This is a genomic window from Sphingobium sp. LMC3-1-1.1 (assembly GCF_040676285.1).
Lineage (GTDB): Bacteria > Pseudomonadota > Alphaproteobacteria > Sphingomonadales > Sphingomonadaceae > Sphingobium.
Genome location: NZ_JBEGHQ010000001.1, coordinates 36,450 through 61,068, shown reverse-complemented (window position 1 = coordinate 61,068; position 24,619 = coordinate 36,450). Strand labels below are relative to the sequence as shown.

Sequence of the window (24,619 nt, the reverse complement as noted above, 5' to 3'; positions counted from 1 at the left end):
CGCTTTGCGGCACCAAACTTCCTTCTTTCCCTGCCCCTCTAGCGCCAGGCCCGTCCACACGGGACGCGCCCACGTAAAGAAGGAAATACCCAATGAGCATCGTCGGAACCGTCAAATTCTTCAACGCCGACAAGGGCTATGGCTTCATCGCCCCCGATGACGGCACCCCGGACGCCTTCGTCCACATCACCGCCGTCGAGCGTGCCGGCCTCGCCACCCTGCGCGAAAAGGACCGCGTCTCCTATGATCTGGAGCAGGACAAGCGCGGCAAGATGGCGGCCGTGAATCTTCAGCACGCCGAATAAGGACGGGGTTAAGCCCGAGCGGCGTCTGAGCATTGCCAGGATGCTGATGCGTCAGCATCACTGCATCCTGACATAAGACGCCGCTGACAGGCGGGGCGCTGTTCGCGGCGCCCCCCACTTTGAAAGGAGCGTCCCATGGCCAGCCCCGATTTCCGCGCCCTCGCCCGCCAGGCCCGGATCGAAGCCGACGCCGCCACCCTGGACAATGTCCGCCAGCGCTGCCTGCGTTCCGAAGCCGCCTTTCTGGTCATGGCCCGCCGACAGGAATATGTCGACGAAAGCCGCGCCCGCCGCATCGCCGGCACGCACTGAACAGCCGCCCGACTCCTCATATCGACGGCGCTGCCCGCTCTGCCGCACCGCCCCGGAACCGATCCGCGCCGCCACGGTTATCCTTGCAAATTCCCCACGGAACAAGGAGCCAACCCCATGATCCGCACCCTGATCTTTGGCGCGATCGCAGGCTATGTCGGCAAGAAACTCTATGACGAAGGCAAGCTGACGGAGTTCAAGGACGACCTCGTCGCCCGCTACAACCAGGCCAGGTCCGACCTCGACAATCGCCGCGCCAGCGACACCACGCTGACCAGCCCCAATCTCGCCACCCCCACCGCCAGCACCGCCGGCACCGCGCCCCTCACACCCTGAGCGGCCACCCCCTCATTCCCTCCCGGCGGTGAATACCCTCTCGCCGCTGGCACCACTGCCCGCCCGGCTGCCTTCCCCCTTTCGGCGCCGCGGCGGGCAGACTATTTTCGCGCAACTTCCTCCCCTCCCGCGGGTTGTCACTCCAGCAGGGAAAGCACAGGAGAAAATGACAATGCGCACCCCCCTACTCGCCGCCGCGCTGCTTGCAATGCCGCTGACGGCCTGCGTCTCGGACGGCGGCGGCTACGGCTATGACCGCCCCAGCTACGGCCACGGCCCCCATCACGGCGGCCGGCCCATCGGCGACAATGACTATATCTACCGCGACAATGACGGCCGCTATTATTGCAAGCGCGACGACGGCACCACCGGCACCATAGTCGGCGCCATAGCAGGCGGCGTATTGGGCAACATCATCGCCCCCGGCGGCTCCAAGACGCTGGGCACCATCTTGGGCGGCGCAGGCGGCGCACTGGCGGGCCGCGCCATAGACAAGAACGACGTCCGCTGCGAATAAAATGAAAAAAAGGGCGCGGACCCAAGGCCCGCGCCCTCAATCTGAACCCAAAGGCGAGGCGCTTACAGCTTCTCGACCAGTTCCGGCACAACCTTGAACAGGTCGCCGACAAGACCGACATCCGCCACCTGGAAGATCGGCGCATCCTCATCCTTGTTGATGGCGATGATGGTCTTGGAATCCTTCATCCCCGCCAGATGCTGGATCGCCCCGGAAATGCCGACGGCGATATAGACTTCCGGCGCGACGATCTTGCCGGTCTGCCCCACCTGATAGTCGTTGGGCACATAGCCCGCATCGACAGCAGCGCGCGAAGCACCCACCGCCGCGCCCAGCTTGTCCGCCAGCGGGAAGATGGTCGCCTCGAACGTCTCGCTGTCCTTCAGCGCGCGGCCACCCGACACGATCACCTTGGCCGAGGTCAGCTCCGGCCGCTCCAGCTTGGCGATCTCCGCGCCGACGAAGGACGACAGCCCCTTGTCCCCGGTCGAAGCCACGGCTTCCACCACGCCGTTGCCGCCTTCCTTGGCCGCCTTCTCGAAAGCAGTGCCGCGGACGGTGATGACCTTCTTCGCATCCTTCGACTTGACGGTTGCAATCGCGTTGCCGGCATAGATCGGACGAGTGAAGCTGTCTTCGCTCTCGACCGACAGAATGTCGCTGATCTGCATCACGTCGAGCAGAGCCGCCACGCGCGGCGCGATATTCTTGCCGTTGCTGGTGGCAGGCGCGACGAACGCGTCATGACTGCCCATCAATTCGACGACCAGCGGCGCGACATTCTCGGCCAGCGCATGCCCGAAGGCTGCGTCGTCCGCGACATGGACCTTGCCCACGCCGGCGATCTTCGCTGCTTCGGCGGCAACGCCCCCGACGCCCTGGCCCGCGACCAGCAGATGCACTTCACCCAGCTTCGATGCAGCGGTGACGGCGGAAAGCGTCGCGTCCTTGACTGCGCCGCCCTCATGTTCAACCCAAACGAGCGTCTTTGTCATGCTGCAACTCCCAGAGCCTTGAGCTTCGCGACCAGTTCATCGACATCGGCCACCTTCACGCCAGCCGAACGCTTGGCCGGTTCGACCACCTTGATCGTCTCCAGGCGCGGCGAGATATCCACGCCATAGTCTGCGGGCGTCTTGGTCGCGAGCGGCTTCGACTTCGCCTTCATGATGTTGGGCAGCGAAGCATAGCGCGGTTCATTGAGGCGCAGGTCAGTCGTGATGATCGCCGGCGTGTTGAGCTTCACCGTCTCCAGCCCGCCGTCGACTTCGCGCGTGACGCTGACCTTGTCGCCCTCGACCTCGACCTTGCTGGCGAAGGTGCCCTGCGCCAGGCCCAGCAGCGCGGCCAGCATCTGGCCCGTCTGGTTGCTGTCGTCGTCGATCGCCTGCTTGCCCAGGATGATCAGGCCAGCGCCTTCCTCTTCCTGCACCTTGGCGAGCAGCTTGGCCACGCCCAGCGGCTCGACATCAGAGCCGATATCATCTGGGGTCTGGATCAGGATCGCCCGATCGGCGCCCATGGCGAGCGCGGTGCGCAGCGTTTCCTGCGCCTTGGCAACGCCGATCGACACAGCCACAACCTCGGTCGCCACGCCCTTTTCCTTCAGGCGAATGGCTTCCTCAACCGCAATCTCGTCGAACGGGTTCATCGACATCTTGACGTTCGCCAGATCGACGCCCGTCCCATCCGCCTTCACGCGCGGCTTCACATTATAGTCAATCACCCGCTTCACGGGCACAAGGATCTTCATCTCCAACATCCTTCCTTCATTCACGCCAAGCTCGCAAATGCGAACGCGGGCGCGGGCAGCCCGTTACCGGACCACCCGCACCCCTTGGTGTCTTGTTCAGGCGAAAAGCTGCGTCAGGCTGCCTTCCTCACTTCCGCCACGATCTTCTTCGCCGCGTCGCCCAGATCGTCCGCCGGGACGATGGCCAGACCCGAAGCGGCCAGAATGTCCTTGCCCTGCTGGACGTTCGTGCCTTCCAGGCGGACGACCAGCGGAACCGACAGGTTCACTTCCTTGGCGGCGGCGACGATGCCCTCGGCAATGATGTCGCACTTCATGATGCCACCGAAGATGTTGACGAGAATGCCCTTCACCGCCGGGTCCTTCAGGATGATCTTGAAGGCCGCAGTCACCTTTTCCTTGTTGGCGCCGCCACCGACGTCCAGGAAGTTGGCGGGAAATTCGCCGTTCAGCTTGATGATGTCCATGGTCGCCATGGCCAGGCCCGCGCCGTTCACCATGCAGCCGATATTGCCGTCGAGCTTGATGTAGGCGAGGTCATATTCGGACGCTTCGACTTCCGCCGGATCTTCCTCGGTCAGGTCGCGCAGTTCGGCGATGTCCTTGTGACGGAACATCGCGTTGCCGTCGAAACCGACCTTGGCGTCGAGGACCAACAGATTGCCCTGCTCGGTCAGCGCCAGCGGATTGACTTCGATCTGCTCGGCGTCGGTGTCGAGGAACGCTGCATAGAGCGAGGCAGCCACCTTGGCAGCCTGCTTAGCCTGATCGCCGCTCAGGCCCAGGGCGGCGGCGACCGAACGACCGTGATGCGGCTGGAAACCGGCGGCCGGATCGACAGAGAAGCTATGGATCTTTTCCGGGGTCGAGTGGGCGACCTCTTCAATGTCCATGCCGCCTTCGGTCGACACTACGAAAGCGACCCGACTGCTGCCGCGGTCGACCAGCAGGGCGAGATAGAATTCCTTCGCAATGTCGGCGCCGTCGGTGATGTAGAGGCGGTTGACCTGCTTGCCCGCTTCGCCGGTCTGGATGGTGACCAGCGTGTTGCCGAGCATGTCGGTGGCGTGGGCTTTGACCTCATCCAGGTTGAAGGCGAGGCGGACACCGCCCTTCGCTTCAGGAGCGAGTTCCTTGAACTTGCCCTTGCCGCGGCCGCCGGCGTGGATCTGCGACTTCACGACATAGAGCGGCCCGGGCAGCTTCTTCGCCGCTTCGACAGCTTCCTCGACGAAGAAGGCGGCATAACCGGCAGCGATCGGCGCGCCGTATTTGGCCAGCAATTCCTTCGCCTGATATTCGTGGATGTTCATGGGGCTCGCCCGTCCTTTCCGCTGAAACTCTTCTGGACAGCGGCTAAGCACAGGCAGGGAGCCAGCGCCAGAAAATTTCGCAAAATGACTTTGCAAAATTGCAAAACCTTTGCGAAGCGACAGCGCGGTTATTGCGAAATCAGCGGTCGATGGCGCAGACGATCGCCGCCTTGCTCGTCACGGCAAATATCTCTGGATCCTCCAGCGCGCGGACCTTGAAGAGGAACCGGTCCACCGTCATGTCGCCCATGTGAGATTTGCGGAGCGAGGCCAGCGACTGGAGCCTGCGGAGCTGCGCCAAACTCAGCCGATCGACCATCCTTTCCGCCATGCAGCCCGCCATGCGGGGAGACACGCCCGCATCGATCAAACCCGTTCGCAGGCGTGATTCGGGCGAAACCGTCGCACAGGACATCAGGAAGAGAGAAGCGCCAAGCCCGCAGGCCAGCGCACGGAAAGGGATGGCTGTCATCCCGCCTTCATGGCAAGCATGGCCTGAACAGGGGCTAAATATTTGCCATGGCCAGCGGAGAAAAAGAAAGATGGACCGGATTTTCACAGCCTTTGCCCACCGTATCGCAAGTTGGTCTGGCCAGCCTGCCGCTTTCATCCTGGCGGCGCTGATCATCCTGGCCTGGATCGTGACCGGCCCGATCTTTCATTACTCCGACACATGGCAGCTCATCATCAACACCGGCACGACGATCGTCACCTTCCTGATGGTGTTCCTGATCCAGAATGCGCAAAATCGGGATGGCTCAGCCATTCAGGCGAAAATGGACGAACTGATACGCGCCCTTTCGACAGCACGGAACGAGTTCATCGGCATCGAACATCTGACCGAAGCAGAACTGGAGCAGATAAAGTCCATGCTGGAAAAGGAATGCGGTGACGATGCAACGCATCATGAATCGATAGCGCGACTGATCAACCGGCTTTGACAGAGGGGTCGTCACGACCAGAGTATCGTGGGGAAATGCGGGGACGCTTAATGGGTCAGATCGACCAGATTTTCATTCTGACGCCTGTAGGCATCGATCTGATCCGTATAGCCGCGCGCAAGACCCTCATAGGCTTCCCGGCCCTTCGCCGACCGGCTCATCTGCGCACGGATCAAGGCGACCTGCTGCCTGTGCAGCAGATAATTTACATCCATCTCCCTATTCATATTCACCCTCCTACCTGATCGTTGAAAAGATTGGCTGGAGTTCGCATCAAGTGCGATTCGCTCTGCGGCAGCGTCAGGATAACACCGGCCCAGTAGCTATACGATTCCGTCCGACGCATGGGAAAGGCGGCTGGACGAGTAAATCAGGATCTTCAGCGGTATTTGGCACGTCGCAGGACAAGATATCCCGTCACGGCCGAAAGCCGCAAGCCAGCGAGAATGCTGCCGAAGATGCCGATCTGCTTGCCCAGACCGCGCTTCAATTCCGGCCCGGCCTCCGCATGAACAAAGGCATGATGGAGATGCCCCGCAGGCCCCGGCAAATTGGCGAACAGCATGGCCAGGGCGACAGCCCCCATCAGCAGGAGGCGGCCGCCCGCCCCGCTTCGCTTTTCACAAAATCGCGCAGCGCCGAGGAGCGCCGATTGATCATGCTGCTTGCTCCTGTGGGAGTGGGCTGGAAGAGGGCTGAAGATCGATGTTCATTCCGATGTCGCAACCAATAAATGTTTGAGAATCAATTCTTTGCTGCCATAGCGCGTCCGGGGAATACAGGGAGCCGCATTCCGTGGGGGAGTCCATCTTCGTTATTCTGGCGAGGGTTCATCATGAAATTCTGCTGTTCGCGGTTGTGGGACTGGCGATTGGCGGGATCGATGATTTCATTATAGACTCCGTGTTCCTGTGTCGTCGGCTGTGGCGCAAGCTGGTTGTCTATTCGCGCCACGAGCGAATGACGACGGCGACCCTGCCGGCTTCGCGGCAGCCGGGCCGCATCGCCATCTTCATTCCCGCCTGGCAGGAGGCCGATGTGATCGGCCGGATGTTGCGCAATGCGCTGAACCGCTGGGGTAATCAGGACTACCGCATCTTTGTCGGCATTTATCCCAATGATCGAGCCACCCTGGATATACTGACCCCCCTTGCTTCTGGCGAAGAGCGGCTGATCCTGTGCATCAACGAACGCGACGGGCCGACCACGAAGGCCGATTGCCTGAACCGTGTCTGGCGCGCCATGCTTCAGGAAGAAAGACGTACCGGATCGCGCTTCAAGGCGATCGCCCTGCATGACGCGGAAGACGTGGTTCACCGCGATGAAATCCGACTATTCGACGTGATGACGGACCGGTTCCAGCTCGTTCAGCTTCCGGTCCTGCCCCTGCCCGGCAATGGCGGCTGGTGGTCGAAGCTTATCGCCAATCATTATTGCGATGAATTTGCGGAGAGCCACGGCAAGTTCCTGACCGTGCGTGAAGCCATGGGCGCCTCCATGCCCTCGGCTGGCGTAGCGTGCGCATTTGAACGGCAGATGCTGGAGCGGCTGGCGAATGCCGGCACCGGCGGACCATTTGATCCGGAATCGCTAACGGAGGATTATGAGGTCGGCCTGCGCATCAGCAACATGGGCGGACGGGGCATCTTCGTACGTATGCGCGACGGAAATGGCGATCTCGTCGCCACCAGGGAATATTTTCCCGACAATCTGAAGGCAGCCGTCAAGCAGAAGGCGCGCTGGATGGTCGGCATCTCACTTGCTGGCTGGGACCGCATGGGCTGGCAGGGCGGCCCTGCCGAATGGTGGATGCGCATGCGGGACCGCGCCGCCGCCCTTTCCGCCTTCGTCCTGTTTACCGCCTATCTCGCCCTGCTGCTCTGGGGCGTGCTGCTCGTCGCGGGCCTGTTCAGCGACGTCGCCTTCGCCAGGATCTCCCCCGTCATCGAAGTCCTCTTGTGGATCAATTTCGGGTTCATGAGCTGGCGAATGGCGATGCGGGCGATTTTTTCCGGCATGGCTTATGGATGGGTTTTCGGACTGGGCGCCATACCGCGCACGCTGATCGCCAATATCATTGCCATGATGGCCGCCAGACGGGCCATGCTCCTCTATCTTCGGTCGCTCATCGGCAGGCCGCTGACCTGGGACAAGACACAGCATCGTTTTCCGGATCTGGAATCCCAGGCATGAACAAGGCGGCCAGCGGACGCCCGGTCCGCTTCTTCACGCTTGTTATAGCCGGTTGGGTCACCATCCGTCTGGCGGGGACCGGCTTCGACCTTCTCGGCGGCGCAATGGGCGGTACCGGTGAGGGTCCATTCCGTCCTACGACTTATGCGACCAACGTAGGAATCACAGCCGAAGGGCATGGTCCGCCAGTTCGGCAGAGCGGGCCGCCGCAAAGGCTGACATCTGCCGCCGCAGCGCCGGGACTGGCGCTCATGGCATCGTCACCATGGGCCAGAGCAACAAGGATCAAAGCAGCCTTGGCACCCGCCGCACCCGCTACAAAGGAAGCGGCGTCGACCGAGGAGGTTTCGGGCAAGGTCATGGAAGCCGCTCCATCGATCAACCCTTCACCTGCCTTGCCCCTGGCCTACCCGCCAGCCGCTGGCACCAGCCGTTGGCATGGCAGTGCCTGGCTGCTGTGGCGCGACGGCAGTGCCCCCCGCGCCGATGCCGCGACCGGCGGACGGCTGGGCGGATCACAGGCGGGTTTCCGCCTCGATTTCGACCTGACCCCGCGCGCCTCCAGCCGAGCGACCGCTTATGCTCGCGCCAGTGCTGCATTGAACAAGCCGGTCTCTCCCGAAGGCGCGCTGGGCTTGGCATGGCAGCCAGCGCGCACCGTCCCCGTCAGCTTCGCCGCTGAACGACGGTTTGCCCTGGGCCAGGGCGGGCGCAACGCCAATGCCGTGCTGGCGGTCGGCGGTTTCGGCCCGACGCGGGTCGCGCCGTCCCTGGAAGTCGAAGCCTATGCGCAGAGCGGCATGGTCGGTTTCCGGTCACGCGACCTGTTCGTGGACGGCAAGATCTCGCTGCTGTCGCCGCTCGGCAACGCGCCCGTGCGGCTTGGCGCAAGCCTTTCCGGCGGGGCGCAGCCGCAGGTGGAGCGACTGGACATCGGCCCGGAACTTCAGATCCGCCTGCCCATAAAGCCTGTCGGCGCCAGGCTGAGCGTCGAATGGCGGGAACGGATCGCGGGGCGTGCCGCGCCGGCTTCCGGCCCGGCAGTAACGCTTGGGGCTGATTTTTAAGGCGGAGCGCCTTTATCTCTCCGCATATTGGGCTTAACCCAGGGATTGCATGGATCTCTATCTGCCCATCGCCAACCTGTCGGTGAATGCGCTGGTCATCATTGCCCTGGGCGGCGTGGTGGGCCTGCTTTCCGGCATGTTCGGGGTGGGCGGCGGATTCCTGACCACGCCTTTGTTGATCTTCTACGGCATTCCTCCGACCGTCGCCGCGGCTTCGGCGGCCAGCCAGGTGACAGGCGCCAGCGTATCCGGTGTCTTCACCCATATGTCGCGCGGCACGGTCGACTTCCGCATGGGCGGCGTGCTGATCGCCGGCGGCGTGGTGGGCGCGGGCCTGGGCGTGCTGATCTTCCGTCTGCTGCAGGCCATAGGACAGATCGATACGGTAATCGGCATTCTTTACGTGCTGATGCTGGGCGGCATCGGATCGTTGATGGCAAAGGAATCGATACAGGCGCTGATAGCGCTGAAGACCGGCAGGAAGATCCAGGCGCGCAAAAGGCGGCACCATCCGCTGGTCGCGGCCTTGCCGATGCGGTGGCGCTTCTATCGGTCCGGGCTGTATATTTCGCCGCTGGCGCCACTGCTGCTGGGCATGGCGACCGGCATACTCACCATGTTGCTCGGCGTCGGCGGCGGGTTCATCCTGGTTCCGGCGATGCTCTACCTGCTGGGGATGACGACCCAGTCCGTGGTTGGCACGTCGCTGTTCCAGATATTGTTCGTGACCATGGCGACGACGATGATGCACGCCATGACCACGCATGCGGTTGACCTTGTCCTGGCCCTGCTGCTGCTGATCGGCAGCGTGACCGGCGCGCAGGTCGGAACGCGCATCTCGATGACGATCCGGCCGGAATATCTGCGCATCCTGCTTGCCGCCATCGTGCTGCTGGTGGCGGCGCGGATGGCGCTGGGCCTGGGGTTCCGACCGGACGAAATCTATACGGTGGAGCTGCGGTGAGGCGCCGGGCGCTTCTGGCCCTTCTCCCCGCCCTGCTGCTGTTGACGGCGGCGGACGAACCGATGCTCGTGCCCGACGTGTCCCAGCGCGAGGTGGAAATACAATATAGTTTCACGGGTGCGGACCTGCTGCTGTTCGGCGCGATCGTCTATCCCGACGGGCGTCGGCCCAGCAAGCCGCCGGACATCATGGTCGTGCTGAAGGGGCCAGATCAATCGATCACGATGCGCGAAAAGCAGAAGGTCGCCGGCATTTGGATCAACGCCGACAGCGCGCGTTTCCGCTCCGCTCCCAGCTTCTATGCCATCGCATCGTCCCGCCCGATCGACAGGATGGTCGATGAACGGACGGCGGCGATCTATGAAATGGGCGTGGACAAGCTCCAGCTTTCGCCCTCTTCGCTCAATGAAAGCGCGGAGCTGGATCGGTTCCAGAAGGGTTTGATCGACCTCAGGGAAAGGGCCGGTCTCTATGTCGAGCGCCCCGGAACGGTGGAGATCACGGACGGCGTGTTATACCGGGCGCGACTGCCGCTTTCGGCCCGGGTAATCGTCGGCGATTACACGGCGGAAACCTTCCTCGTGCAGGACGGCCGCGTGGTGGCCGCCGCCGTGCGCGACATCACCGTCCGAAAGTCGGGGTTCGAGCGGTTCATGGCCGTCGCGGCCGAACAATGGCCCTTCGCCTATGGGCTGGCGGCGATCATGCTGGCGGTCGGCATGGGATGGGCGGCGGGCGCCATTGCCAGACGGGTCTAGCTCGCACCGTTCGAATGTCGTTCAGCCGCGCTTCCCCCTATGCACGCCAGGCGCGGCGTCGTGCCCGTCATCGCCGTGCCGCTTTCCTGGGCCGCAGCGCATCGCGCATCGCGATGCTGCTGTTGATCCGGGTGACGCCGGGCATGCGGGAGAGGATTTCGCTATGGATCGCCTCATAGGCCGCCACGCTCTCCGTTTCCACTCGAAGCCAATAATCGACGCCACCGGTCATCAGGAAACATTCCCGGATTTCCGGGCATTGCCGCACGGCATGCTCGAAGCGCGCAAGATAATCCTCCGTCTGCCGATCGAGCGTCACCTGCACCAGCACATCGACGGCGCGGCCTTCCTTTTCCATAGGCGTCGTCACGATAGTATAGCCGCGGATCACGCCGGCATCCTCCAACATCCGGATACGCCGGTGACAGGCCGAAGGCGAAAGACCGACCTCCGCCGCGATTTCCGAATTGGGCCGCCGTGCATTCAGCCTGAGCAGGCGGATGATCGATCGGTCGATGGCGTCCAGCGATTCTGACATTTTATTGCATTTCCTACGAATAACCTTCGAAATATTTGCTCTTATTAGACGATCCTTCTGTCATTTGAGAGCATTTTCGCAAGGAGGCACGCTACTTTCCCCTTGAAGGGGGAAGGATATGCCGTCCATCGATACCGCCGCAGCCGTGCTCCGCATCGATCTCGACGCGCTGGTCGAGAATTACCGGATGATCCAACGGCAGGTAGCCCCCGCCGCCGTTGCCGGCGTGGTCAAGGCGAATGGCTACGGCCTGGGTGCGGACATCGTTGCGTGCAGTCTGCAAGAGGTGGGATGCCGTCACTTCTTCGTCGCGCATCTCGGCGAAGCCATGGCGCTCCGGACCATGCTGGACAACGGCACCGCCCTGTTCATCCTCAACGGGCTGCAGCCCGGCATGGAAAGCGATTGCGCGGCCATCGGCGCCATTCCGGTTCTGAACTCGCTCGATCAGATCGCGCGCTGGTCGGAAATGGCCCGGACCCTGAATCGACGCTTGCCCGCAGCGTTGCAGGCCGACAGCGGCATGTCGCGGCTCGGCCTGCCCCCAGAGGAGGTCGCCATCCTGCGCGCGGAGCCGGAACGGCTGGCGGGCATCGACCTCCGCCTGCTGATGAGCCACCTGGCCTGCGCCGACGATCCCGATGCCCCTTCCAACAACAAACAGCGCCAAAGTTTCGAGACATTCAGCAAGGATTTCCCGGATGTGCCCCGCTCGCTGGACAATAGCGGCGGCAGCTTCCTGCATGCGAGGCATTTCGACATGGTGCGTGCCGGCATCGCCCTTTATGGCGGGGCGCCCCAGGGCGATGGCCCGATAATGCAACCGGTCGTCTCGCTGAATGCCGGGATCATCCAGTTGCGGACCGTTCCGGCCGGCGCGGCCGTGGGCTATGGCCTGACCCATGTTTGCGAGCGGGCGACGCGCATCGCCACGATTGCGGTGGGCTATGCCGATGGCTGGCCGCGCCATCTCAGCAACAGGGGCTCGGCCTATATTGGCGGCCATCGCGCGCCGATCGTGGGACGGGTGTCGATGGACAGCATCACGCTGGACGTGACCGACGTGCCCGACGCCCTCCTTTATCCGGGTGCGCCAGCTGAACTGCTGGGGCCCCATCAAACGGTGGATCAGGTGGCGGCCGACGCCGGCACCATCGCCTATGAAATCCTGACACAGCTCGGACATCGCTATCACCGCACCATCCTGGGCGCGGCGACGATCCGGCACCAGCGGAGCATGAAGGCATGAAGATCGCCATTCTGGGGAGCGGCGTCATCGGCGTCACCTCTGCCTGGTATCTGTCGCAGGCAGGGCATGAAGTGACGGTGATCGACCGTCAGGACGGCCCGGCGTTGGAGACCAGCTTCGCCAATGCCGGCGAGATTTCGCCCGGCTATGCCTCACCCTGGGCGGCGCCGGGGATACCGATGAAGGCACTGCGCTGGCTGTTCATGAAGCACGCCCCTTTGATCCTGCGGCCCCAGATGGACATGGCCATGCTGCGCTGGATGGCGGCGATGTTGGGCAATTGCAACGAACGCGCCTATGCGATCAACAAGAGCCGGATGGTGCGGCTGGCCGAATATAGCCGTGACCGGCTGATCGACCTGCGGCGCGAAACCGGCATTTCCTATGACGAACGGTCGCAGGGCACCTTGCAGCTTTTCCGCGAACAAAAACAACTCGACGGCATCGCCAAGGACATCGCTGTTCTGCAGGCGGACGGCGTGCCCTTCGAAGTGCTCGACGCAGCAGGATGCATCGCGGCGGAACCGGGCCTGGCGGGCAGCGGCGTGCCTCTTGCCGGGGGCCTGAGGCTCCCCAATGACGAAACCGGCGACTGCTTCAAATTCACCAATGCGCTGGCGGAGATGGCGAAGGCGAAGGGCGTGACCTTCCTCAACGGACGCACCATCGGCCGGATCGCCGTCACGAACGGTAAGGTCAGCCATGTCGAGACCGATAGCGGCCCCGTCCGGGCCGATGCCTATCTGGTCGCCATGGGCAGCTATTCTCCCCTGTTGCTGGCGCCTTTGGGAATCAGGCTACCGGTCTATCCGGTGAAGGGATATTCGATCACCGTCCCGATCGTCGATGAAGCGCGGGCGCCGGTATCAACGCTGCTGGATGAAAGCTACAAGGTCGCGATCACGCGGCTGGGCGACCGTATCCGGGTGGGCGGCATGGCGGAACTGTCGGGCTATTCCAAAGGACTGCCCAGGGCGCGGCGGGATACGCTGGAATATTCGGTGGGTTCGCTGTTCCCGGGCGCAGGCGATCTGGGCCGCGCCAGCTTCTGGTCCGGACTCCGTCCGATGACGCCGGACAGCACGCCGGTGATCGGCGCCACCAAAATCCCCAACCTCTTCCTCAACACCGGCCATGGCACATTGGGTTGGACCATGGCATGCGGGTCGGGGCATGTGATCGCGGACATCATCGGCGGGCGCGAGCCCCGGATCGAGACCGCAGATCTTGCAATCAGCCGCTATTCATAACCAGAATAAGGAACCTTCCTGCATGACCATCTCCCGCATCGGCCGCGGCCCGCGCATGAGCGAAGCCGTCATTCATGGCGACACCATCTATCTGGCAGGGCAGATCGGCTCGCCCGGCGAGAACGTCACCGCCCAGACCCGCGCCGTGCTGGCAGAGATCGACGCGCTGCTCGAACAGACGGGCAGCAGCAAGAATCATATGCTGATGGCGCAGATCTGGCTTGCCGACATGAATGATTTTGCCGAGATGAACGCGGTGTGGGACGCATGGATCGCCGATGCCGAGGCACCCGCCCGCGCCACGGGCGAGGCAAAGCTCGCCAGCCCCGACTACAAGGTCGAGATCATCGTCACCGCTGCCAGGGCCAGGTGAACCATATGGGGATTGCCGTGCCTAAGGGCATGGCAATCCTCACAAGGCCCCGCAAGATGCAAACGGTAATTTGGAGATTCGGCACGTGGCCGGATGCCGCCATCTGCCCGGCCTCTGATGCAGCACCGGAGGCTGCGGGCCCCGTCTCGCCAACTGTTGCGCCATACCCTCCTTCGACCGCCTGCGCCTCCGACGACCTTTAGCCCGCCTGGGCCTACGCCATGGCCGCGACCGGAGCCTTGCAATCCTCCTGCCTGGTGAGCAATGCCCGGGCGGCAGGAAAGGCGATCATTCCCGGCGGCGAAGTCATCGTGCTGCACGCGATCGAGCAATTCATGCTCTACACCGGCATCCGCCCGACACCGGAACAGCTGCGCGAGGCCGCGCTGTTCGCACATGGACCGGCGTGGCGGCCAGTCTGGAACCGTGAACGGATCGTCCCGCGTCCCGGGAGTACCACGAATTGGCGCTTTGCCGATGCGCGCGGGACCGCTACGGCATCGCTGGTCCCATGCATGGCGAGCGTCCGCGCGCCATATTTTCTTGAGCGAGTAACCCGCCCTATGCAGTCTGTAACCCTCACCCGCTTCCTGATCGAGCAGCAGCGCCAGGCGAACGCCATCCCGCCGCAATTGCGCCTGCTGATCGAAACCGTCGCGCGCACCTGCAAGACGATCAGCCATAGCGTGTCCAAGGGCGCGCTGGGCGAAGTGCTGGGCAGCCTGGGCAGCGAGAATGTGCAGGGCGAGGTGCAGAAGAAGCTGGACGTCATCGCCAATGAACTGCTGCTGGACGCCAATGAATGGGGCGGACATCTGGCCGCAATGGCTTCGGAGGAGATGGAGACGCTCCATCGCATCCCCAACCGCTATCCGAAGGGGGAATATCTGCTGCTGTTCGATCCGATCGACGGGTCCAGCAATATCGACGTCGACCTGAGCGTGGGCACCATCTTCTCCGTGCTCAAGGCGCCGGAGGAATGTTCCGGTCGCGAGGTGATCGAGCAGGATTTCCTCCAGCCCGGCACGCAGCAGGTGGCGGCCGGCTATGCGATCTACGGGCCGCAGACGCTGCTGGTGCTGACCATCGGCACGGGCGTCTTTGAATTCACGCTCGATCGGGAAATCGGGTCCTGGCGGATGACCGACGGCCCGATGCAGATGCCGCAGGGCAATGCCGAATTCGCCATCAACATCGCGCGGCGGCGGCAATGGTCGCCCGGCATCGCGCGCTATGTAGAGGAGCGGATCCAGGGCACGGAAGGGCCGCTGGGCAAGGACTACAACATGCGCTGGACCGCCTCGATGGTGGCCGACGTCCACCGTATCCTGAAGCGCGGCGGCATCTTCCTGTATCCCGCCGATCACCGCCAATCGGGCAAGGCCCGGCTGCGGCTGATGTATGAGGCGAATCCGATGTCCTTCCTGATCGAGCAGGCGGGCGGGGCCGCCAGCGACGGCCATCAGCGGATCATGGAGGTGACGCCCACCGGCCTGCACCAGCGCGTCGGCGTCGTGCTGGGCGACAAGGCCGAGGTGGAGACTGTCACCGCCTATGGAAGGGCCGCGTAGAGCAACGCTCCCGCGACCCGTAGAATTCCGCCATTTTTCGTCGAAGTTCACACCATATGCGCGCGCGTGCCGGGGCGCGCGTATGCGTGTGAGCGCGATATGCCTGACGTTTCAAAGAGGAGCGCGGGATAGAACCGCGAACGCGGAATAGGACAGAGCGATTTCACGCCTGTTCAGGAAATAGGATGTTTTTTGAGGGACCTGTTGCTGCTGGGTCACATGATGCTGATGGAGCCATGCCGTCCGGGCCGGGATGTTAGGGGGACGGTCTGGAAGCGACCATAGCGGGTCACTCATTCGGCAATATCTGATGCTCGGAAGCGGACGCAGACGACAATCGCCTGATTATCGGTACGTGCTGTCATGGCAAAAGTGGTCGTTTGGCGATCTACGATCATTCAGGCGCTTCGGTCTTCGCTAGTAGCTCGCGACTACGGCCGATACAGCCACGAAGCGCCCATGAATTGCCAAAAAAGATATAGGACCATGGGAAAGCATGACAAAAATCCTGCCCACACCATTCCTCTAGATGGAATTTCTGCGCCTAAGGCTCGGTAACAAAACACGAGCCACCCGAGGAAGGCGAACCCTCCAAACAGAGCAATCGACGATAAGGGATCGCTAAAACCTTTAGGTGTTGCCGGGATAAATATCAAAATTCCAGCAAGCACGAAGGCCACTGCCAGTCCCTCTAATATCAATATAGCTTGGAGTGCCTTGGGAAATGCTGACATATGCTTGTCCTAGGAAAATATGCCGGGGACTATATCGTTAAAGTGGTAAACCCCACCTTACGCCCCAGACAACACAGATTCTCTGGCTTGCAAAAAGCCGTCATCTCAGCCTCGCCGATTAACCGACACCTTCGAATCAAAACATATGACTCGGCGCAACCCGAAAATGCTCTAGCCGTATGCCGTCAGTCCGCTTCCCACCCAAATCAGCCGTTCCCGCGACGGCCGAAATCGCGTGTCAAAAGAAGCACCCTCCCCTGAGATCCAGCCTTCACTGGCGCGGCCAGTTGTGGGGGGATACTCCCTTCCCCATCGTCCAGGCGGCGTCGTCAGGAGCCGGTCAGCACGCCGTCATAGGCGCGGTCTTCCAGAGCGCGACCTGCTCCCATGGCGACGCAGATCAGGGGCTTTTCGGCGACCGTGACGGGCAGGCCGGTCGCGTCGGAAAGCGCCTCGTCCAGACGCTGGAGCAGCGCGCCGCCGCCGGTGAGCGTGATGCCTTCCTCGATGATGTCGGCGGACAGTTCCGGCGCGGTCTGTTCCAGCGCGGTCATCACCGCCATCTTGATCTGGCCCACCGGCTCCGACAGGGCATCGGCGATCTCCGCCTCGCTGATGGACATTTCGGACGGGCGGCCGTTCACCAGGTCGCGGCCCTTCACCACCATGCGGCGGCCCTCGCCCTCCGGCGGGGTGGCGGCGCCGAGCGCGCATTTCACCCGTTCCGACGTGGCTTCGCCGATCATCAGATTGTGGGTGCGGCGGATGTGGGAGGCGATTGCGTCGTCCAGCCGATCGCCGCCGACGCGCGCGCTGTTGCTATAGGCGATGCCGTTGAGGGAGAGGACCGCCACCTCCGTCGTTCCCCCGCCAATATCGACCACCATCGCCCCGCGCGGTTCGGTGACGGGCAGTCCGGCGCCGATCGCAGCGGCCATGGGTTCCTCGATCAGCTGAACGCGATAGGCGCCTGCATTGGAGGCCGCGTCGCGCAGCGCACGCCGCTCCACCATGGTGGAGCCTGTCGGCACGCAGATCACCACTTCATGGCGGCGGCCGAAGCGGCTGTGGCCGTCCAGCGCCTTGTCCATGAAATGCTTGATCATCTGCTCCGCAACGTCGATGTCCGCGATCACGCCATCGCGCAGCGGGCGGATCGCCTGGATGCCATTGGGGGTCTTGCCCATCATCAGCTTGGCTTCGTTGCCGACGACCTTCACCTTGCGGATGCCGTCGCGCGTCTCGATCGCAATGACCGAGGGCTCGTTGAGCACGATGCCCCGGTCACGCACATAGATGACCGTGTTGACGGTGCCCAGGTCGATGGCCATGTCGCAGGCGGACGAGGAAAAGAAGCGCGGCAGTTTCATGCGGATGATGGACATTCTGTGCAGGGGGAGCGGGATGGCTCCCCCTGCACAGCCCCCTTGTCAAGCAGAAGCAGGGTGCGACAACACGTCCGGTATCCGGGTCCAGTTGAGGTTAATAGGACCGGCGGGTATAGCTGATCGACAAGGCCGGCGTCTGATACACAATGAAGTTCAGCGGCCGGGAATAGGTCATGGTGATTTCGGTATAGGGCAGGCCATATTGCGTGCCGTGGGTAATCGTCGGATCGTTGGTATAGGCCGGGTCCAGACCGAATTCGCGCGCATTGACCTTGGCGATGATGGCGGCATCGGAGGGCGTGGGATAGATGCTGGCATAGCGGGCACCTTCATCCACCGCATGTTGCAGGCCAGTGCGCGCGCAGGCGATGATGCCCATTTGCAGCGCACCCATAAGCAGAATGATGAAAGGCGGCACGGCAAGGACGAATTCGATCGCCGCGGCCCCCCGCTCGTCGCGTACCAGCCGGATCATTGCAGCCGCACCGATGCGGAGCCGGTGAGCGCGATTCCCTGCGACGACCATCGGCTGTTGGGCGCGAGTTGGGCGAACATCGGCGTGTAGCTTCCCGAAATGTTGATCGCGACATAGCGCTTGGTCTGCTGACCATCGGGGCATGGCACTTCGGGACTGGCGGTCTGGACGGTGGCGTCGCAGAGCAGCGTAGGCGTGATGGTGACGTTGCTGGTCGAAACGCCCGCCGCCGCCGCCGCGTCGGCGGCCAGATTGTTATAGGCCGCCTGCGTCCTTGTGGTATCGTTGGTGTAGCCGCCCGCCGCCGCCAGTTGCGCCGTGCGCTCCGCCGCGCGCTGAAGCCCGATCTTCGCCTTGAACGCCATGGCGACATCCCCCGCCAGGCAGGTCAGCAGCACCAGGACCGGCATGATGATCGCCAGTTCGATGGTGCTGTTCCCGGCTCGATCCGAAATCAGGCGCATCATCATCCCACCAGCCTCACCAGCGTGGCGGTGATCTTGTCGACGCCCTTGTTGGTGCATTGATTGACGATATTGCTGTTGCCGATGAAGGTCACCCGCTTGCTCACCATCTTCACGCAGTCAGTGGTCATTCCCGACGTGCCGCTGAAGGACAGGGCCTGGCCGGGGAAATAGAAGGCGCCCTGCAGTACCGAACTCGCATTGCCGTTGATGGTGTTGGTTCCAGAATCCACTGCGCGCCGATCCTGGTAGAAGAGGACGCCATGATAGGGGTTGGTGGTGTCCGTCGGCGCCTTCAGGTTGAGCGTCGCGCCGCCGTTGATATTGACCGTCGCGATGGAACTGGGGTTGGTCACCGCGTTGCTGCTGGTCAGGATGATGGTGACATCCGTACCGTTGATGACCGCCTGCGAACCGGCGTTGAAGGTGCCGCCGTCGATATAATATACGCCGGGCGCCAGGTTGAGCGTGCCCTTGACGTCGAAATTCTTGTAGCAGCCAGCCGTGATGGAAGTCGTGTCGCCGGGTTTGTCATTATAATTCTTGCAACCCGTCAGCTCCACCGCAGTGGGTGTGGGTAATCCAGCATAGGGATCCTGTACGGGCAGGCTGTAGGGCAGCAGGGTGGTCGGGGAGACATAGTTGGAACTGGATGAGAGCCCGCCCACCGCCGCCACGGGCGTTGCCGTCACAACGCTGCTGCCGCCTGCATAGACCGCGTTGGATGCCCGCGAGTTGGTGGCGATGCCGCAGCCCAGATTGACCGTGGCACTGCCCTGAAGCGTGATGCCGACCGTGCTCGTCTTTTCCAGCGCAACGACGCAATAGTCGCCGCTGCCCACCACGGCCGCGGTCGCTTCGCCATAGATGACCGGCGCCTTCACCCCCAATATCTTCGAAAAGGGCAGTTCGGCCCATGTTTGCAGCACCACCCGCACAGCCTTGTTGTTGCCGGCATAAGCACCTGTCGTGGGAGCATTTTCGATCGTGGGCGTCTGCGTCAGTGTGACGAGCGACATGCGGTTGATATCCGATGTCGCGCTGTCGGAGGCGCTGAAGCCCTGCGCCACCGCATAAGCGCCAGCGAGCGCGGCGCTGTCCGCCTGACGCTGGATCTGCCGCTTCCACAGGGTCCATTGCACCGTATCGGTGGCCAGTCCCGCCGCCCCGATGAATATAGGCATGGAGGCCGCAGCCATCATCAGGACATTGCCCGTCCTGTCACGCAGCAAACGCCCCACTGCTCCGCCCAACATTCCCATATCCCTTTCGAGAAGCATTGCTCCGGACCGAGGCAGGAATTTAAATAATGTGGGTTAATAAAATATGATCTTGTCACAAAAATTGACTATAATATTAAATATATATCTTTGGATATAAATGTATATTACTCTTAATGATACAATATATGGTGAGTATATATCTCGAATTTTCCATTATAAATTCAATTATAATGCATCCATTAGATCTACATTTATAGATTTTGTTGCACGCAAACATTATAGTTGATCACAATATTGGGGAAATCATCCTTCCGATCACACGGATCGTTTCAAGGCAAATTTCAAAGCGACTGACGCGCCATGGATTTACCGATCGCTCATGTTGTCGGAAAAGGCGACGGGCTGCGATGCATCCGACAGGCTTTCAGCCAGGGATACGGCCCGGCAATGCCATCGACCTGCCAGCGCAATATGTCACTGCGCGAAACAGCGCCTAACGGTCCTTCACCGTTTCCATCGCGACGAAAGTCGAGGTGCTGGCGACATGCGGAAGGCTCGATATCTTTTCGCCAAGCACGAAGCGGTAGCGGCGGATGTCGGCGGTGCGGACTTTCAACAGATAGTCGAAACTGCTCGCGATCATATGGCATTCCTCCACCTCGGGAATGCGGCGCACAGCAGCATTGAATTCGCTCAGAGCATCTTCCCGCGTGTCCGACAGTTTCACTTCGGTGAAGGCGACATGGTCCAGCCCCATCTTTGCCGGATCCAGGGCAGCATGAAAGCCCTTGATCACGCCGGAGTCGATCAATCTGCGCATCCGAACCTGGCAAGGTGTCTTGGAGAGACCGACGCGCTGGGCGAGATCGGTCACGCTGATGCGGCCGTCCTCCATCAGAACGGCGACGATCTTATGATCGAACCCATCCATTTCGACTTCCGATCCGCTGTTTCTTGTCACTATTTCCTCCTGATCTGACCATCATAAGTCAAATCACCAGAAGTTTCACAATATTTCGGTCGGATCGACAAACCGTTGGTTGCTATATTGCCAGCATGACAGAGCAGACTCCATTCGCCGCTTTCGCCCCCGCCATTCGAGAGCAGACCGTGCTCCGCAAGCATATCACCGCTGCTTACCGGCGCGATGAGGCGGAATGCGTGGCGCCCTTGCTCGCTGCAGCGACGCTGGATGACGCGACGAAACTCGCCATCCACGACACCGCCCATAATCTGGTCGCAACGCTTCGCGCCAACCACAAGGGGACCGGCGTCGAGGGGCTGATCCAGGAATATTCCCTGTCGAGCGAGGAAGGCGTGGCGCTCATGTGCCTTGCCGAGGCGCTGTTGCGGATTCCCGACGCGGCAACCCGCGATGCGCTGATCCGCGACAAGATCGCGGAGGGCGATTGGGGTTCGCATCTGGGTGGTGGCAAATCGATGTTCGTCAATGCCGCGACCTGGGGCCTGGTCGTCACCGGCAAGCTGGTCGGCAGCGTGGACGATCGCGGCCTGGGTGCGGCGCTGGCCCGGTTGGTGGCGCGCGCCGGTGAGCCCGTGATCCGCCGCGGCGTCGATCTCGCGATGCGCATGATGGGCGAGCAGTTCGTTACCGGCGAGACGATCGGCGAGGCGTTGAAGCGCGCGCGCGAGCTGGAGGCGAGGGGCTTTCGCTACAGTTACGACATGCTCGGCGAGGCTGCCACCACAATGGCCGACGCAGAGCGTTACCATGGTGATTATGAACGCGCGATCCATGCGATCGGCAGGGCGTCGAACGGGCGCGGCGTCTATGCGGGGCCCGGCATCTCCATCAAGCTGTCGGCCCTCCACCCCCGTTATGTCCGTGCCCAGGCCGATCGCGTGATGGGCGAACTGTTGCCGCGCGTGCGCGCGCTCGCGCTACTCGCCAGGGACTATGATATCGGGTTCAATATCGATGCTGAGGAGGCCGACCGGCTCGAACTGTCGCTCGACCTGCTGGAGGACCTGGCGCTCGACGCCAAGCTTGCCGACTGGGACGGACTAGGCTTCGTGGTTCAAGGCTATGGCAAGCGCTGCCCCTTCGTGATCGACTGGATCGTCGATCTCGCGCGCCGGGCGAAGCGGCGGATAATGGTGCGGCTGGTGAAGGGCGCCTATTGGGACGCCGAGATCAAGCGCGCGCAGGTGGACGGACTGGCCGACTTCCCTGTCTACACGCGGAAGGTCCACACCGACGTCGCCTATATCGCGTGCGCGCGCAAGCTCCTTGCCGCCCCCGACGCGGTGTTCCCGCAGTTCGCGACCCACAATGCGCAGACGCTGGCCACCATCTATCATCTCGCCGGGCCGGATTTCGCGGTGGGGCGATATGAATTCCAGTGTCTGCACGGCATGGGGGAGCCCCTCTACGAGCAGGTGGTCGGCCGGTCGAAGCTCGATCGGCCCTGCCGCATCTATGCGCCGGTGGGTACGCATGAGACCTTGCTCGCCTATCTCGTGCGCCGGCTTCTGGAGAACGGCGCCAATTCCTCCTTCGTCAACCGCATCGCGAACCCGGCGGTGCCGATCGACGAGATGGTGATCGACCCGGCCGACCAGGTGCGCGCAATGCCGCACCCGGGCGCTCGGCACGATCAAATCGCGCTTCCCGCAAATCTCTATCCGGATCGCCGCAATTCGGACGGTATCGATCTCAGCGACGAAACCGCGCTCGCCGCACTCAGCAGGGCGCTGCGCGAGAGCGCCACGCTCGCCTGGAAGGCGGCGCCAGCCAATGGGGTGGGCCAAGAACGGCCGGTGCTCAATCCGGCGGATCATCGCGATCTGGTCGGCCGCGTTGTCGAGGCATCCCCCGACCAGGCGACCGCCGCCGTCGCTGCCGCCGCGCGCTCATCCTGGGGCCGGACGCCGGTTGGCCAACGTGCTGAGATACTCGATCGCGCGGCCAACGCGATGCAGGCGCGCATGCCGACCCTGCTTGGGCTGATCGTGCGGGAAGCCGGGAAGTCGCTGCCCAATGCCATTGCCGAGGTGCGCGAGGCGATCGACTTCCTGCGCTATTATGCCGCTCAGGCCCGCTCGACCTTCGGGAGCGACCAGCAGCCTCTCGGCCCGATCGTCTGCATCAGCCCCTGGAATTTCCCGCTCGCGATCTTCACGGGCCAGATCGCCGCCGCGCTCGTCGCCGGCAATCCGGTCCTGGCCAAGCCGGCCGAGGAAACGCCGCTGATCGCCGCCGAGGGGGTGCGCCTGCTGCACGAGGCCGGCATTCCCGCCGATGCGCTCCAACTGCTGCCGGGTGACGGCGCCATCGGCGCGGCGCTGGTGGCGGCGCCGGAGACGGCCGGGGTGATGTTCACCGGATCCACCGAAGTCGCCCGCCTGATCCAGCGCCAGCTTTCCACGCGCCTCGCCCAGGGCCGACCTGTTCCGCTGATCGCCGAGACAGGCGGCCAGAATGCGATGATCGTGGATTCCTCCGCGCTGGCGGAGCAGGTCGTCGCCGACGTCATCGCCTCCGCCTTCGACAGCGCCGGCCAGCGCTGTTCGGCGTTACGCATCCTCTGCCTGCAGGAGGATGTCGCCGATCGCACCCTGACCATGTTGAAGGGCGCGCTCAAGGAGCTGCGGATCGGCCGCACCGATGCACTCAGGGTCGATACCGGCCCCGTCATCACGGCCGAGGCCAGGGAAACGATAGAGAAGCATATCGCCGCGATGCGGAAGGCGGGCGCACCCGTCGAGCAGCAGGCGCTCCCGGCCGAAGCGGTCCACGGTACCTTCGTCGCGCCGACGATCATCGAGATCAGGGATATTTCCGAACTGAAGCGGGAGGTGTTCGGACCGGTCCTGCATGTCATCCGCTACAGGCGGGAACATCTCGACACGTTGATCGACGCCATCAACGCAACGGGCTACGGCCTGACCTTCGGCCTCCACACCCGGCTCGACGAGACGATCGCGCATGTGACCGGGCGCGTGAAGGCAGGCAATGTCTATGTGAACCGCAACGTGATCGGCGCCATTGTCGGCGTGCAGCCATTCGGCGGCCGCGGCCTGTCCGGAACGGGCCCGAAGGCGGGCGGACCGCTCTATCTCGGCCGCCTGGTCGCGCGACCGCCCGCGTTCAGCGCGCGAGCAGGCCATGTTGATACGCCGCTCCACGCATTCACCGACTGGCTGGAGGCGGAAGGCGAAATGGAGAGCGCCTCCATCGCGCGGCGCTATGGCGAGGCTTCGGCCCTCGGACTTGCCATCACCCTTCCCGGCCCGGTCGGCGAGCGCAATCTCTATGCCCTGCACCCGCGCGGCCTGATCCTGATGGCGCCGGCGACCCGGACCGGGCTTTTCGAGCAGATGGCCGCCGTGCTCGCGACAGGCAATCGCGGCGCGGTGGAGGACATGCCGCTCCCGACGGGCCTGCCGGCCAGCGTCGCGGCCTGCTTCCCGGCAAGGACGAACGAACCGTTCGCCGCGGCACTGGTCGAGGGCGACGCGAGCGCAGTCAACCGGCTGGTGGCGAAGGTGGCGGCCTTGGCTGGTCCAATCGTCTCCGTTCACGCCGCGCAGACGGGCGAGCTGCTCGCCTACCCGCTCGATATGTTGCTGGAAGAGGTATCGACCTCTATCAACACCACGGCGGCGGGCGGCAATGCCAGCCTGATGATGATAAGTTGATATGGGTCAGACGTTCAGTTTCCAAATATGGAGGGATAGCTTGCCATGCGGGAATCTCCACGGAACGGGGACACCGCAATCCGGCGCCGCATCCGCTACGACGAGACGAGTGTCCCCCGACCTTAGTTCGGATTGAGGACCATCGGCTCGCGCTGCGGCATCATATCCGTCCGATCCTCCCCACCTACCTGCGGCACGCATGCGCGAAGGAACCGAAAGAGACCAATAACCGG

At 62.8% G+C, this 24,619-nt stretch carries 26 protein-coding genes; 14 read left to right on the top strand and 12 right to left on the bottom strand.

What is annotated here, in order from left to right:
* Positions 1–92 precede the first annotated feature (92 nt).
* The 4 genes from MRBLMC3_RS00305 to MRBLMC3_RS00290 all read left to right on the top strand — a co-directional run bounded on the left by MRBLMC3_RS00305 (position 93) and on the right by MRBLMC3_RS00290 (position 1,470).
* Positions 93–305 carry a cold-shock protein gene (locus MRBLMC3_RS00305; protein ID WP_363735342.1) on the top strand — a complete coding sequence of 71 codons (213 nt, stop codon included), beginning with the start codon at positions 93–95 and terminating at the stop codon, positions 303–305.
* A 135-nt stretch (positions 306–440) separates the two neighbouring features.
* Positions 441–617: a hypothetical protein gene (locus tag MRBLMC3_RS00300; protein ID WP_363753788.1), complete on the top strand. Its 177-nt coding sequence runs from the start codon at positions 441–443 to the stop codon at positions 615–617.
* Between the two features lie 117 nt (positions 618–734).
* A complete protein-coding gene (locus tag MRBLMC3_RS00295) occupies positions 735–953 on the top strand; it encodes a hypothetical protein (RefSeq protein WP_363753786.1) in 219 nt (72 codons plus the stop codon).
* Positions 954–1,125: 172 nt separating this feature from the next.
* Complete coding sequence (locus MRBLMC3_RS00290; protein ID WP_363735346.1) at positions 1,126–1,470, top strand: glycine zipper 2TM domain-containing protein; 345 nt, start codon at positions 1,126–1,128, stop codon at positions 1,468–1,470.
* Positions 1,471–1,532: 62 nt separating this feature from the next.
* Here MRBLMC3_RS00290 and MRBLMC3_RS00285 read toward each other — a convergent pair whose 3' ends face one another.
* The 4 genes from MRBLMC3_RS00285 to MRBLMC3_RS00270 form a co-directional block, all read right to left on the bottom strand.
* The gene (locus MRBLMC3_RS00285) at positions 1,533–2,465 is read right to left on the bottom strand and encodes an electron transfer flavoprotein subunit alpha/FixB family protein (RefSeq protein ID WP_363824939.1); all 933 of its coding nucleotides are present in this window, start codon (positions 2,463–2,465) and stop codon (positions 1,533–1,535) included.
* Positions 2,462–3,223 carry an electron transfer flavoprotein subunit beta/FixA family protein gene (locus MRBLMC3_RS00280; protein WP_363736964.1) on the bottom strand — a complete coding sequence of 254 codons (762 nt, stop codon included), beginning with the start codon at positions 3,221–3,223 and terminating at the stop codon, positions 2,462–2,464. Before MRBLMC3_RS00280 ends, MRBLMC3_RS00285 begins: the two co-directional genes overlap by 4 nt.
* Positions 3,224–3,336: 113 nt before the next feature.
* Positions 3,337–4,536: an ADP-forming succinate--CoA ligase subunit beta gene (sucC, locus tag MRBLMC3_RS00275; protein ID WP_363824937.1), complete on the bottom strand. Its 1,200-nt coding sequence runs from the start codon at positions 4,534–4,536 to the stop codon at positions 3,337–3,339.
* Positions 4,537–4,675: 139 nt separating this feature from the next.
* A complete protein-coding gene (locus tag MRBLMC3_RS00270; RefSeq protein ID WP_363735692.1) occupies positions 4,676–5,008 on the bottom strand; it encodes a hypothetical protein in 333 nt (110 codons plus the stop codon).
* 70 nt (positions 5,009–5,078) lie between these two features.
* Between MRBLMC3_RS00270 and MRBLMC3_RS00265 the strand changes: the two genes are divergently transcribed.
* Positions 5,079–5,477, top strand: a complete 399-nt coding sequence (locus MRBLMC3_RS00265; RefSeq protein WP_363735691.1) for a low affinity iron permease family protein — start codon at positions 5,079–5,081, stop codon at positions 5,475–5,477.
* A gap of 47 nt (positions 5,478–5,524) precedes the next feature.
* On the opposite strand, the gene MRBLMC3_RS00260 is transcribed toward MRBLMC3_RS00265, so the two are convergent.
* Positions 5,525–5,704: a hypothetical protein gene (locus tag MRBLMC3_RS00260; protein WP_133651642.1), complete on the bottom strand. Its 180-nt coding sequence runs from the start codon at positions 5,702–5,704 to the stop codon at positions 5,525–5,527.
* Positions 5,705–5,856: 152 nt separating this feature from the next.
* Positions 5,857–6,063: a hypothetical protein gene (locus MRBLMC3_RS00255; protein ID WP_363735690.1), complete on the bottom strand. Its 207-nt coding sequence runs from the start codon at positions 6,061–6,063 to the stop codon at positions 5,857–5,859.
* Positions 6,064–6,272: 209 nt separating this feature from the next.
* Here MRBLMC3_RS00255 and MRBLMC3_RS00250 point away from each other — a divergent pair, with 209 nt between their 5' ends.
* From MRBLMC3_RS00250 to MRBLMC3_RS00235, 4 genes are read left to right on the top strand one after another with little or no spacing between them, the layout of a single operon-like run.
* A complete protein-coding gene (locus tag MRBLMC3_RS00250) occupies positions 6,273–7,670 on the top strand; it encodes a glycosyl transferase family protein (RefSeq protein WP_363824934.1) in 1,398 nt (465 codons plus the stop codon).
* Complete coding sequence (locus MRBLMC3_RS00245) at positions 7,667–8,737, top strand: hypothetical protein (protein WP_363824931.1); 1,071 nt, start codon at positions 7,667–7,669, stop codon at positions 8,735–8,737. Before MRBLMC3_RS00250 ends, MRBLMC3_RS00245 begins: the two co-directional genes overlap by 4 nt.
* Before the next feature lie 49 nt (positions 8,738–8,786).
* Entirely contained in the window at positions 8,787–9,701 is a 915-nt protein-coding gene (locus MRBLMC3_RS00240) for a sulfite exporter TauE/SafE family protein (protein WP_363735626.1), read from the top strand.
* Positions 9,698–10,459 carry a TIGR02186 family protein gene (locus tag MRBLMC3_RS00235; protein ID WP_363824929.1) on the top strand — a complete coding sequence of 254 codons (762 nt, stop codon included), beginning with the start codon at positions 9,698–9,700 and terminating at the stop codon, positions 10,457–10,459. Before MRBLMC3_RS00240 ends, MRBLMC3_RS00235 begins: the two co-directional genes overlap by 4 nt.
* Before the next feature lie 67 nt (positions 10,460–10,526).
* Here MRBLMC3_RS00235 and MRBLMC3_RS00230 read toward each other — a convergent pair whose 3' ends face one another.
* Entirely contained in the window at positions 10,527–10,997 is a 471-nt protein-coding gene (locus tag MRBLMC3_RS00230; protein WP_363735624.1) for an Lrp/AsnC family transcriptional regulator, read from the bottom strand.
* 118 nt (positions 10,998–11,115) lie between these two features.
* Between MRBLMC3_RS00230 and alr the strand changes: the two genes are divergently transcribed.
* From alr to MRBLMC3_RS00210, 4 genes are all read left to right on the top strand, one after another.
* Positions 11,116–12,246 (top strand): alanine racemase, encoded by a 1,131-nt coding sequence (gene alr / locus MRBLMC3_RS00225; protein WP_363824927.1) that lies wholly within the window; start codon positions 11,116–11,118, stop codon positions 12,244–12,246.
* Positions 12,243–13,496, top strand: a complete 1,254-nt coding sequence (locus MRBLMC3_RS00220) for a D-amino acid dehydrogenase (RefSeq protein WP_363824925.1) — start codon at positions 12,243–12,245, stop codon at positions 13,494–13,496. Before alr ends, MRBLMC3_RS00220 begins: the two co-directional genes overlap by 4 nt.
* Before the next feature lie 22 nt (positions 13,497–13,518).
* Positions 13,519–13,869, top strand: a complete 351-nt coding sequence (locus MRBLMC3_RS00215) for a RidA family protein (protein WP_363824922.1) — start codon at positions 13,519–13,521, stop codon at positions 13,867–13,869.
* 563 nt (positions 13,870–14,432) lie between these two features.
* Positions 14,433–15,440: a class 1 fructose-bisphosphatase gene (locus tag MRBLMC3_RS00210; protein ID WP_363753784.1), complete on the top strand. Its 1,008-nt coding sequence runs from the start codon at positions 14,433–14,435 to the stop codon at positions 15,438–15,440.
* A 1,063-nt stretch (positions 15,441–16,503) separates the two neighbouring features.
* Here the strand turns inward: MRBLMC3_RS00210 and MRBLMC3_RS00205 are convergent.
* From MRBLMC3_RS00205 to MRBLMC3_RS00185, 5 genes are all read right to left on the bottom strand, one after another.
* On the bottom strand, positions 16,504–17,544 hold the full coding sequence (locus MRBLMC3_RS00205; protein ID WP_363753782.1) for a rod shape-determining protein: 1,041 nt from the start codon (positions 17,542–17,544) through the stop codon (positions 16,504–16,506).
* 112 nt (positions 17,545–17,656) lie between these two features.
* Entirely contained in the window at positions 17,657–18,037 is a 381-nt protein-coding gene (locus MRBLMC3_RS00200; protein WP_133651630.1) for a TadE/TadG family type IV pilus assembly protein, read from the bottom strand.
* Positions 18,034–18,507, bottom strand: a complete 474-nt coding sequence (locus MRBLMC3_RS00195; RefSeq protein WP_133651629.1) for a TadE/TadG family type IV pilus assembly protein — start codon at positions 18,505–18,507, stop codon at positions 18,034–18,036. The genes MRBLMC3_RS00200 and MRBLMC3_RS00195 overlap by 4 nt, the downstream gene beginning before the upstream one ends.
* Positions 18,504–19,757, bottom strand: coding sequence for a pilus assembly protein TadG-related protein (locus MRBLMC3_RS00190; RefSeq protein WP_363735618.1), 1,254 nt, complete (start codon positions 19,755–19,757; stop codon positions 18,504–18,506). Before MRBLMC3_RS00190 ends, MRBLMC3_RS00195 begins: the two co-directional genes overlap by 4 nt.
* A gap of 460 nt (positions 19,758–20,217) precedes the next feature.
* Positions 20,218–20,655, bottom strand: a complete 438-nt coding sequence (locus MRBLMC3_RS00185; RefSeq protein WP_363735697.1) for an Lrp/AsnC family transcriptional regulator — start codon at positions 20,653–20,655, stop codon at positions 20,218–20,220.
* 125 nt (positions 20,656–20,780) lie between these two features.
* On the opposite strand from MRBLMC3_RS00185, the gene putA reads away from it, so the two are divergent.
* Positions 20,781–24,386 (top strand): trifunctional transcriptional regulator/proline dehydrogenase/L-glutamate gamma-semialdehyde dehydrogenase, encoded by a 3,606-nt coding sequence (gene putA, locus MRBLMC3_RS00180; RefSeq protein WP_363824919.1) that lies wholly within the window; start codon positions 20,781–20,783, stop codon positions 24,384–24,386.
* Positions 24,387–24,619 lie beyond the last annotated feature (233 nt).